The 11,520-nt window shown below is 34.1% G+C and carries 10 protein-coding genes; 9 read left to right on the top strand and 1 reads right to left on the bottom strand.

Translation table 11 applies throughout. The annotated features are described in order from the left end of the window. The 6 genes from ACIQ11_RS05085 to rpe form a co-directional block, all read left to right on the top strand. A partial coding sequence (locus ACIQ11_RS05085; RefSeq protein ID WP_396153415.1) for a cryptochrome/photolyase family protein occupies positions 1-1,524 on the top strand: 1,524 nt, incomplete at its 5' end. Between the two features lie 131 nt (positions 1,525-1,655). Continuing rightward, positions 1,656-2,948: a DASH family cryptochrome gene (locus tag ACIQ11_RS05080; RefSeq protein ID WP_396153413.1), complete on the top strand. Its 1,293-nt coding sequence runs from the start codon at positions 1,656-1,658 to the stop codon at positions 2,946-2,948. Positions 2,949-3,046: 98 nt separating this feature from the next. Further along, positions 3,047-3,316 (top strand): 30S ribosomal protein S15, encoded by a 270-nt coding sequence (rpsO, locus tag ACIQ11_RS05075; protein WP_353078164.1) that lies wholly within the window; start codon positions 3,047-3,049, stop codon positions 3,314-3,316. Positions 3,317-3,457: 141 nt separating this feature from the next. Further along, complete coding sequence (locus tag ACIQ11_RS05070) at positions 3,458-5,608, top strand: polyribonucleotide nucleotidyltransferase (protein WP_396153411.1); 2,151 nt, start codon at positions 3,458-3,460, stop codon at positions 5,606-5,608. 134 nt (positions 5,609-5,742) lie between these two features. Further along, positions 5,743-6,606 carry an RNA polymerase sigma factor RpoD/SigA gene (locus ACIQ11_RS05065; RefSeq protein WP_026718320.1) on the top strand — a complete coding sequence of 288 codons (864 nt, stop codon included), beginning with the start codon at positions 5,743-5,745 and terminating at the stop codon, positions 6,604-6,606. 103 nt (positions 6,607-6,709) lie between these two features. Then, positions 6,710-7,369, top strand: coding sequence for a ribulose-phosphate 3-epimerase (gene rpe, locus ACIQ11_RS05060; protein WP_353078160.1), 660 nt, complete (start codon positions 6,710-6,712; stop codon positions 7,367-7,369). 50 nt (positions 7,370-7,419) lie between these two features. On the opposite strand, the gene ACIQ11_RS05055 is transcribed toward rpe, so the two are convergent. Beyond that, entirely contained in the window at positions 7,420-8,412 is a 993-nt protein-coding gene (locus ACIQ11_RS05055) for a substrate-binding domain-containing protein (RefSeq protein ID WP_396153409.1), read from the bottom strand. A gap of 113 nt (positions 8,413-8,525) precedes the next feature. Between ACIQ11_RS05055 and ACIQ11_RS05050 the strand changes: the two genes are divergently transcribed. The 3 genes from ACIQ11_RS05050 to ACIQ11_RS05040 all read left to right on the top strand — a co-directional run. After that, entirely contained in the window at positions 8,526-9,557 is a 1,032-nt protein-coding gene (locus ACIQ11_RS05050; RefSeq protein WP_396153407.1) for an aldose epimerase family protein, read from the top strand. 3 nt (positions 9,558-9,560) lie between these two features. Beyond that, positions 9,561-10,655 (top strand): arabinogalactan endo-beta-1,4-galactanase, encoded by a 1,095-nt coding sequence (locus tag ACIQ11_RS05045; RefSeq protein ID WP_396153405.1) that lies wholly within the window; start codon positions 9,561-9,563, stop codon positions 10,653-10,655. Position 10,656: 1 nt separating this feature from the next. Continuing rightward, a partial coding sequence (locus ACIQ11_RS05040) for an arabinogalactan endo-beta-1,4-galactanase (RefSeq protein ID WP_396153403.1) occupies positions 10,657-11,520 on the top strand: 864 nt, incomplete at its 3' end.

Raw genomic sequence — 11,520 nt, 5'->3', positions numbered from 1 at the left:
TTACGATTAGTTCTCGGAGATCAATTGAACTGCAATCATTCTTGGTTCAAAACCATTGATGATTCGGTGACTTATGTGATGATGGAAATCCGAACAGAAACGGATTATGCCACGCATCATATTCAAAAAATAGTTGGGTTTTTTTCGGCGATGCAAGAATTTGCTGCCGAATTACAATTGCAACACCATCAAGTCATTTATATTCATTTGAATGACACCAATAATTTACAATCATTTGAAAAAAATATAAAGTCTTTAATTGAAAAAGAACAGTTTACCCATTTTGAATACCAATTTCCTGACGAATACCGTTTAGATGAACAGCTTAAAAATTTGTGTCAGTCGCTTTCTATTACAAGTTCCGTATGCGATTCGGAGCATTTTATGAGTTCAAGAAACGAATTGGGTGATTTTTTCGATGGTAAAAAAACCTTTTTGATGGAAAGTTTTTACCATATGATGCGTAAAAAACATCATATTTTAATGGAGGGCGACAAGCCTTTGACGGGAAAATGGAATTATGACGGCGAAAATCGAAAAAAATTACCCAAAGATCACAAACCCACTTCGCCTTTAGTTTTCCAAAATGATGTAACCAAAATCGTTTCAGAAATTCAAAAAACAGATATCAAAAGCATTGGAAACGTCGATGCTGAAAATTTTGTTTGGCCAATCAATAGAAAGCAATCTCTAGAATTACTCGATTTTTTTGCAACCGAATGTTTGGCACTTTTTGGGAGCTACCAAGATGCGATGACACCTAACGAATGGTCGTTGTATCATGCTCGACTTTCGTTTTCGATGAATGTGAAACTAATTTCTCCTTTGGAAGTGATTCAGCGCGCAATTACAGAATGGGAAAATCGACCTGAAGCAATTGCCTACCATCAATTGGAAGGATTTGTACGTCAAATTATAGGTTGGCGTGAATATATGCGTGGAATTTATTGGAACAAAATGCCCGAATACGCCACGATGAATTATTTCAATAACGAAAACTCACTTCCGGAATGGTTTTGGACTGGAAAAACCAAAATGAATTGTTTGAAAGATGCAATCAATCAATCTCTGAATTACGCCTATGCACACCACATTCAGCGCTTGATGGTTACAGGTAATTTTGCACTTTTAGCAGGAATTCATCCTGATGAAGTGGACGCTTGGTATTTGGGCATTTATATCGATGCGATTGAATGGGTAGAAATTACGAACACCCGCGGAATGAGTCAGTTTGCTGATGGCGGAATTGTAGGCACAAAACCCTATGTGAGTTCGGCAGCATACATCGATAAAATGAGTCATTATTGTGGAAGTTGCTTTTATAAAAAGGCTGTGAAAACTGGAGACAAAGCTTGTCCTTTCAATAGTTTGTATTGGAATTTTTATGATAAAAATGAAGACAAATTAGGTAAAAATCCACGAATTGGCATGATGTACAATGTATGGCGCAAAATGAAACCCGATGACAAAGTTGCCTTATTAGAACAAGCCGATTATTATTTGAAAAATATTAATGAGTTATAAAATTAAACACATAGTCACATAAATTTGCATTAATAAATTGAGATGCTTCGCTTTACAAAGTACAACTAGCAAATCTTTGCAGTAAATAATCCGTGTTAATCTGTGAAATCTGTGGCTAAAAAAATAGAAAAATGATAAAAACAGCACTAGTTTGGTTTAAAACCGACTTACGAATTGAAGATAATGAAACCTTAGTCAAAGCCATTTCACAAAGCGAGAAGGTAATTCCTGTGTATTGTTTTGACGATTCGCATTTTGAAGCTTCGGTTTACGGATTTAAAAAAACGGGGAGTTTTAGAGCGCAATTTTTATTAGAATCGCTTGAAGATTTGGATGCCAAATTAAGAGCATTAGGTTCAGGTTTGCACATTGTAATGGGTAAGCTCGAAGTTGAAATTCCCAAATTGGTGCAAGAATATAAAGCGCAAAAAGTATTTGCCAAACGAGAAGTAGCTTTTGAAGAAAGACAAACCGAGAAAAAGGTTCAAGATGAATTATTTAAATTACGATGTGAATTAGAAAAAGTAAGCACCAGTACGTTATATCGTGCAGAAGACTTGCCTTTTTCTATCAAAGACATTCCCGATGTGTTTACCAATTTTAGAAAAAAAACAGAAAAGGATTCTGAAATCAGACCACCTTTTGAAGCACCAACCAATATTAATTCACCCGAAATTTCACCATTAGAATTACCAACTTTAGAAGCTTTAGGATTAGCAAAAACTACAATCGATTCTCGTGCAGTTTTACAATTTAAGGGTGGTGAAACTGAAGCTATAAAACGATTAAAACATTATTTTTATGACACCCAATGCTTGTCTACTTACAAAGAAACCCGCAACGGAATGGTAGGCGCTGATTATTCGTCAAAATTTTCTGCTTGGTTGGCTTTAGGTTGTATTTCACCTCGATTCATTTATGCAGAAATTAAAAAATATGAAAAGCAGTTTGGCGCGAATGACTCAACCTATTGGTTGGTTTTTGAATTGCTTTGGCGCGATTTCTTTCGATTTATGTTTAAAAAATACCAAACCAAATTTTTCTTGTATAAAGGCATAAAAACCGAGAAAATAAATTCGAAATCCTTGAATGAAAAATTGTTATTACAATGGATTAATGGCACAACACCTTCTGATTTTATCAATGCCAATATGCTCGAATTACAACAAACAGGATTTATGAGTAATCGAGGGAGACAAAACGTAGCGAGTTATTTTTGTAATGAACTCAATATGGATTGGCGAATTGGTGCTGCTTATTTTGAAGAACAACTAATTGATTACGATGTGTGTAGCAATTGGGGGAATTGGGCCTATTTAGCTGGAGTGGGCAACGATCCAAGAGGACATCGTTACTTTAATATTGAGAAACAAGCATCAGATTATGATAAAAACAAAGCGTTCCGTTCTTTATGGTTAAAATAAAAAAGAGTTAAAAGTTGCAACTTCAAAAATAATTTGTAAATTTGCACTCGTATTGAGATAAACTCAATCTACATAATAATCATTTAAATAATATTAGCATGTATTTGACTAAAGAAACAAAAGCTGAAATCTTCGCTAAACACGGAGGGAAAGCTGAAAACACAGGTTCTGCAGAAGGACAAATTGCGTTATTCACATTTAGAATTTCACACTTAACAGAACACTTGAAAAAAAATCGTCACGATTTTAACACAGAAAGATCGTTAGTACTTTTAGTAGGTAAAAGAAGAAGTCTTTTAGATTACTTAAAGAAAAAAGATATCTTAAGATACCGTGAGATAATTAAAGAATTAGGAATTAGAAAATAGTATACTAAAGGGGCTTTGTGCCCCTTTTTGTTTGCAAATAAGCAGAAAAGTTTGGTTTTTCATTGGGTTAGAGACACGACTACAACACCTTTACAACAACAACACAACTAACCCTTTGTATAACCTTTGAGAATTAAATTTATGATTCCACAATTATTTGTAGAAAAAATCGATTTAGGTGATGGCAGAAGCATCACAATCGAGACAGGTCGTTTAGCGAAACAAGCTGACGGTTCTGTAGTAGTAAGAATGGGTGATACGATGATCCTTGCCACGGCAGTAGCATCTCGTAACATCAACCCAAGTGTAGATTTTTTACCTTTAACAGTAGATTATCGTGAAAAATTTGCAGCCGCTGGTCGTTTTCCAGGTGGTTTCTTCAAAAGAGAAGCGCGCCCAAGTGATAGCGAAGTATTAACAATGCGTTTAGTTGACCGTGTTTTACGTCCACTTTTCCCAGACGATTACCATGCGGAAGTTCAAGTTATGATTCAGTTAATGTCTCATGACGAAGAAGTAATGCCTGATTCATTAGCTGGTTTAGCCGCTTCAGCAGCATTAGCTGTTTCAGATATTCCTTTTTACAACTTAATTTCTGAAGTACGTGTTGCACGTATCGATGGAAAATTTGTAATTAACCCAAGCAGAGAAGACTTAGCGAAATCTGATATCGATATGATGATTGGTGCTTCTATGGATTCTGTAGCAATGGTTGAAGGAGAAATGAAAGAAATTTCAGAAGCAGAAATGGTAGAAGCTATCAAATTTGCTCACGAAGCTATTAAAGTTCAAATTCAAGCACAATTACGTTTACAAGCTGCTTTTGGTAAAAAAGAAACGCGTACTTACGAAGGTGAGAGAGAAAACGAAGAAATTTACAAAAAAGTAAAAGCTGCTGCTTACGATAAAATTTATAATATCGCTAAAGTAGGTTCGGCTAAACACGAAAGAAGTGCTGCATTTGCTGAAGTAAAAGAAGAAGTAAAAGCGTTGTTTACAGAAGAAGAATTAGCAACTGATGGTGATTTAGTATCTAAATATTTCTATAAAACGAATAAAGAAGCCGTTCGTAACGTAGTATTAGAATTAGGTATTCGTTTAGATGGTAGAAAAACAACTGACATCAGACCAATTTGGTGTGAAACAGATTATTTACCAAGAGTACACGGTTCGTCTTTATTTACTCGTGGTGAAACACAAGCTTTAGCTACAGTAACATTAGGAACTTCAAGAGAAGCCAATCAAATAGATTCTCCATCTGAACAAGGTGAAGAAAAATTCTATTTACATTATAACTTCCCTCCTTTCTCAACTGGAGAAGCAAAACCTTTAAGAGGAACTTCAAGAAGAGAAGTAGGTCACGGAAATTTAGCGCAAAGAGCATTAAAAAATATGATTCCTGCTGATTGTCCTTATACTATCCGTATTGTATCTGAAGTATTAGAATCTAACGGTTCGTCTTCTATGGCAACAGTTTGTGCTGGTACAATGGCATTAATGGATGCTGGTGTACAAATGGTAAAACCAGTTTCTGGAATTGCGATGGGATTAATTACTGATGGTGAAAAATTTGCTGTATTGTCTGATATTTTAGGTGATGAGGATCACTTAGGAGATATGGACTTTAAAGTAACTGGAACTGCTGACGGTATTACTGCTTGTCAAATGGATATTAAAATTGATGGTTTACGTTATGATATTATGGAGCAAGCTTTAGGGCAAGCACGTGATGGACGTTTACATATTTTAGGAAAATTAACAGACACAATTGCAGCTCCAAGAGCTGAGGTTAAGAAACATTCTCCTAAAATCATCACAAGAACTATTCCTGGAGCATTCATTGGAGCTTTAATTGGTCCTGGTGGAAAAGTAATTCAAGAATTACAAAAAGCTACTGGAACTACTATCGTAATTAACGAAGTGGACGAACAAGGTGTAGTTGAAATCTTAGGAACAGATCCTGATGGAATTGCAGCAGTTTTAGCTAAAATAGATTCTATCATTTTCAAACCAACAATGGGAGAAGCTTACGAAGTGAAAGTAATTAAAATGTTAGATTTTGGTGCGGTAGTAGAATATACGGCTGCTCCAGGAAACGAAGTTTTATTACACGTATCTGAATTGGCTTGGGAACGTACAGAAAACGTAACGGATGTAGTAAATATGGGCGATGTATTCCAAGTGAAATACTTAGGTGTTGACCCTAAAACACGTAAAGAAAAAGTGTCAAGAAAAGCACTTTTACCAAGACCTCCAAGAGAAGAGAAAAAAGATGACGCTCCAAAAGCATAATCTTATTTTTTAAATAGTTTAAATCCCGATAGTGTAAAAATTATCGGGATTTTTATTTTTTTATAACTTTTTGTAACTTTTTTATTTTTCTTGCGTATAACAATTAGAACATTTAACGTGAAGGGGAAAATTCAATGAGACAACTTAAAATAACCAAGCAGGTTACCAATCGTGAAACTGCTTCCTTAGACAAATATTTACAAGAAATTGGTAAGGTAGATTTAATTACTGCCGATGAAGAAGTAGAATTAGCACAACGTATTAAAGCGGGTGACCAACGCGCCTTAGAAAAATTAACGAAAGCCAATTTACGTTTCGTAGTATCGGTTGCCAAACAATATCAAAATCAAGGTTTAACTTTACCCGATTTAATTAACGAAGGAAACTTAGGTTTAATTAAAGCCGCACAACGTTTTGATGAAACACGTGGTTTCAAATTCATTTCATATGCAGTATGGTGGATTCGTCAATCGATTTTACAAGCGTTAGCAGAACAATCTCGTATCGTACGTTTGCCTTTGAACAAAATTGGTTCTATCAATAAAATCAACAAAATGTATGCTTTGTTAGAGCAATCTAATGAAAGACCACCTTCTGCTGAAGAAATTGCAAAAGAATTAGATATGACCGTAAATGACGTAAAAGAGTCTATGAAAAACTCTGGTCGTCACTTATCAATGGATGCACCGCTTGTAGAAGGGGAAGATTCTAATTTATACGATGTATTACGTTCAGGTGAATCACCAAATCCAGATAGAGAATTAATTCACGAATCACTTCAAACTGAAATTGAACGTGCTTTAGAAACCTTAACTCCAAGAGAAGCAGACGTAGTGCGTTTGTATTTTGGTTTAAGTGACCAGCATCCAATGACGTTAGAAGAAATTGGCGAAACTTTCGATTTAACTCGTGAGCGTGTGCGACAAATTAAAGAAAAAGCAATTCGCAGATTGAAACATACTTCAAGAAGTAAAATATTAAAAACATATTTAGGGTAATCCTACCAAAACTCCGGCTTTAATCCGGAGTTTTTTTTAATTAAAAATTTTCAATATCAATCAGGGATTTTGAATATTGAACCAAAAAATAAATTTTACATATATGAAAAACACACTTATCGCTCCTTCGGTTTTAGCAGCAGACTTTGCTAATTTACAACGCGACATTGAAATGATTAATGCCAGTGAAGCTGATTGGTTTCATATAGACATTATGGATGGCGTTTTTGTTCCGAATATTTCTTTTGGAATGCCGGTTTTACAAGCTATTTCAAAACACGCTACCAAAACTATAGATGTACATTTAATGATAGTAGACCCTGACAGATACATAACTACTTTTGCTAAATTAGGCGCGAATGTATTGACAGTTCATTATGAAGCTTGTAATCATTTACACCGAACGCTTCAGGCAATTAAAGCAGAAGGTATGAAAGCTGGAGTTGCAATAAACCCTCATACAAGCGTAAAAGTCTTGGAAGACATCATTCAAGATATTGACTTAGTATGCATTATGAGTGTAAATCCAGGTTTTGGCGGACAAAGTTTCATTGAAAAAACGTATGACAAAGTCAGCCAATTAAAAGAAATGATACAAAGATGCAAAGCCAACACCATTATAGAAATTGATGGTGGTGTAACCAATAAAAACGCAAAACAATTAGCAGACACTGGCGCTGATGTTTTAGTTGCTGGAAGTTATGTTTTTGGCGCGCAAGACCCAATCGCCACTATTGCCGATTTGAAACAAATTACGAAATAAAAAGTAATCCAATCATAAAAAAATCCTTCCCAAAAAGAAGGATTTTTTGTTTATAACGATTTTCTCAAGATTAACTGACTTTCGTTTTCTATTTTTTCTTTCGTATTATTCAAAATCATTTCTGCTAAACGGATTCCCATTTCACTAAAATTAGTTGAAATAGTTGTAATGCCTTTAGCAACTACTTTTTTCAAAGGCGTATCGTTATAAGAAATCAACCCAATATCTTTTCCAATTGTTAATTTATTTAAGGCCGCATTTTCAATAATTGTTACTAAATCCCTATCATTTGGTAAAATATAAACATCGCCTTTTTGAAGGGAATCCACTATAAATTCCGACTTAATTTCATACTCAAAATGATACGTAGTACAGAAACTTTCAAAGCCCAACACCATTCCAATGGGTTCTTTTTTTCCAGGAAAAATTAAAACCAATTTCTTATATTTTTTTAAGCGTTTCAGTCCTTTTTCTAAAGCGGTAAAAATATCCTTCACAAAATTCTGATACACCGCTGGATACTTTTTTAAATCGTCTCGAGTTTGATCTAAAATATACGTTTCATCCAAAGGCAATTTATTAATAATTTCAGTGGTATGTTCTAAATTAGAAGGCATAATTATGTATTTGGAATAATTACCAATACTGTCTTGTATCAATTTAGCAAAAACGTCTCTATTAAAATGATGAAAAAAGATATCCACATTTGCCTTATCATTAATCGCATCTATAAACGAATTATAAATTTCTTCCTTAAAAGCATTTAATTCGTCAAACAAAAGAAAGATGCGCTGTTCGGATTTAAAATCTACACTCTTAATAAAATATCCTTTTCCTAAAATAGCATAAATAACACCTCGTTTTTTTAATTCGTTATACGCTAACAATACCGTATCTCTTGATAAATTATGCCGTAAGCAAATTTTATTAATTGAAGGTAATTTCTCGTTTTTAACCAATTTATGCAACAAAATTGCCTTTTCTATTGAAAAAATAATTTGCTTATATTTCGGAATTGAAGAAGTTGTATCAATAATTATCATAAAAACAAATGTATGAAACTGGTAGTTAAAAAACAACAAACTGGTAGGTACCGGTATGATATTATTTATAAAAAATATAAATTTGAATAGTAATCAAAATACCTTTAATAAAATTGTCAAGTAATCAAAAAGAAAATCAAAATATAACTTCATTCGGATGTGCTTCGAATGGGCAAGAATCATTTTGCTATACTTTACGAAATTCAAATGGTGTAGAAATAGCAATTATTGACTATGGTGCTACTATTCAATCTATAAAAATACCCGTATCATCAGCAAAAAAAGTAGATATTGTGTTGGGTTTTGATGCTGTTTCTGGTTATGAAAAATCATTTTCGCTTTCGGGTGTTCCCTTTATTGGTGCAGTGGTGGGAAGGTATGCCGGGAGAATAAAAAATGCAACTTTCAAAGTAAATGATGAGGTTTTTCAACTAAATAAAAATTTAGGCGCACATCATTTACACGGAGGAAAATCAAACTTTAGCAACAACTTTTGGAACGTTATTTCATTTTCAAATAACAGCATCATTTTAGAATACATTTCAAAAGATTTGGAAGAAAATTATCCTGGAGAACTCACCACGCAAGTAACTTATTCCTTAAGTGAAACGGATATTCTAGCTATTGATTATACCGCAAAAACAACAAAAGATACCATAATAAATTTAACACAGCATAGCTATTTCAATTTAGACGGAAACGAAAACGGAATTGAAAACCAAGAGCTACAAGTAACAAGTTCAGAAATTTTAGAAACCGATGAAGAAAATGTTCCTACAGGAAAATTTTCAAATATTATTAATACTTCATTTGATTTTTTAACTTTCAAAAATTGCCCAACAAAAATTGATACTTCATTTGTAATTTCTGATAATTCTACGTCTGTTGCTACTTTAAAAAGTGCCACAAACAAAATACAAATGAAGGTTTTCACCAACCAACCTTCAGTTCATATTTATGTTGGTGGCGATTGCAATACTGAAGTAATAGGAAAAAATAATGTAAATTACCATCATTTAAGTGGTATTTGCTTTGAAACGCAAAATTTTCCAGACGCTCCAAACCAAAGTCATTTTCCAAATGCGGTTTTAAGAAAAGACGAAACCTACCATCAAAAAACTAGTTTTAAATTTGAAAAAATATAACCTATGAAATCTGTAATTAAATTTGTCTGTTTTATTCTTGCGCTATTTGTGCTTTCTTGTTCTTCAAATGATCCAGAAGTAACGCCTGCTCCTATTCCAAATATTCCAACTTCAGACGATTTTATTCGTGCTGCAGATATGTCGTATTTACCATTAATTGAAAGCGAAGGCACCATTTATAAGAAAAACGGAGTGGCAGAAAATGCTATCACTACTTTGAAAAATGCAGGTTGCAATACCATTAGGATCAGAGTTTGGAAAAATCCATCGACTACTAGTTCAAGCTTAGCGGAAGTAAAAGCTTTGGCTTTAAGAGTCAAACAAGCGGGTATGAAAGTTTGGTTAACTGTTCATTATTCTGATACTTGGGCAGATCCTGGCAATCAAACACCGCCATCGGATTGGGCGAGTTTATCATTTGCCAATTTAAAAACAGCCGTTAGCACTTATACTACGTTACTAATGACTGAAATTCAGCCAGACATTATCCAAATTGGAAATGAAATAAACAGCGGATTTCTTTGGCCACAAGGGCATTTAATAAATAACGAATCGCAATGCTTGCAACTTATTTCAGCAGCAAGTACTGCCATTAGAAATCAATCTGCAACAACAAAAATAATGATTCACTATGCAGGAATTGGAAGTGGTGCCACTTGGTTTTTTAATAAAATGAGTAGTATAAACTATGATTATATTGGATTGTCTTATTATCCGGTTTGGCACGGTAAAATTCTTTCAGATGTGAATGCTACCATAACTTCTTTAGGAGAAACACATAATAAAAAAGTGATTATTGCCGAAACCGCCTATCCATTTACCTTAGGATATAACGATTATACAAATAATATTTTAGGATTGGCCAATCAATTAGTACCTACGTATCCTGCTACAAACCAAGGACAAAAGGAGTTCCTTTTTGCTATAAAAAATCTTGTAAAACAAAATTCAAGAGGATTAGGCTTTTGTTATTGGGGTGCCGAATGGGTAGCATTTAGAGGTCCAACAGCTACAAATGGTTCGTCTTGGGAAAATCAGGCGTTGTGGGATTTTAACAACAATGCACTTCCTGTGATGGATGCGTTTAGTCAAAACTAAGATGAAAAATTCACTTATATTATTTCTGGTTTCGCTAGTTTTTACTTCTTGTACAAGCACCAAAAACGCTTTTGTAAAAGGAGCTGATATTGGTTGGTTACCTCAAATGGAAGCCACAGGTTATACCTTTTATGACCAAGACGGAACAGAAAAAGAATGCTTACAATTACTGAAAGACAGAGGTATGAACTCAGTACGATTACGCGTTTGGGTAAACCCAAATACCGATAAAGCCAGCGGACATTGTAGCAAAGAAGAAACGGTTGCGATGGCATTACGAGCTCAGAAAATGGGAATGCGTGTAATGATAAACTTCCATTATTCAGATTCTTGGGCAGATCCTGCCAAACAATACAAACCAAAAGCTTGGGAAACACATTCATTTCCAGAATTATTAAATGACGTTTACAACCATACATATGAGGTAATTTCTGCTTTAAAAACAGCAGGCGTAACTCCAGAATGGGTACAAATAGGAAATGAAATTCCTGGCGGAATGCTTTGGCCAGAAGGCAGTACCAATAATTGGAAACAATTAGGTCAATTGTTAAACAAAGGATACGATGCTACAAAAGCAGTAGATAAAAATATAAAAGTAATTGTTCACGTTGATGAAGGCAATAACAACACTAAATTCAGAACTTTTTTTGATAATGCTACGTCACAAAACGTAAAATATGATATTATTGGTTTGTCGTATTATCCGTTTTGGATAAAAAAAGATTATACTGAAACCATTGCCGACTTAGAATTCAACCTAAACGATATGGTTAAACGCTATAATAAAGACGTGATGATAGTTGAAGTTGGCGGCGAAGATGATAAAGTTCAAAATACCTACGAATTATTAAAAGCTACAATAGAA

It is taken from the genome of Flavobacterium sp. (genome assembly GCF_044361065.1).
In the GTDB taxonomy this organism is placed as follows: domain Bacteria; phylum Bacteroidota; class Bacteroidia; order Flavobacteriales; family Flavobacteriaceae; genus Flavobacterium.
The sequence above is the reverse complement of the archived record's forward strand: the minus strand, read 5'-3'. Positions and strand labels throughout refer to the sequence as shown.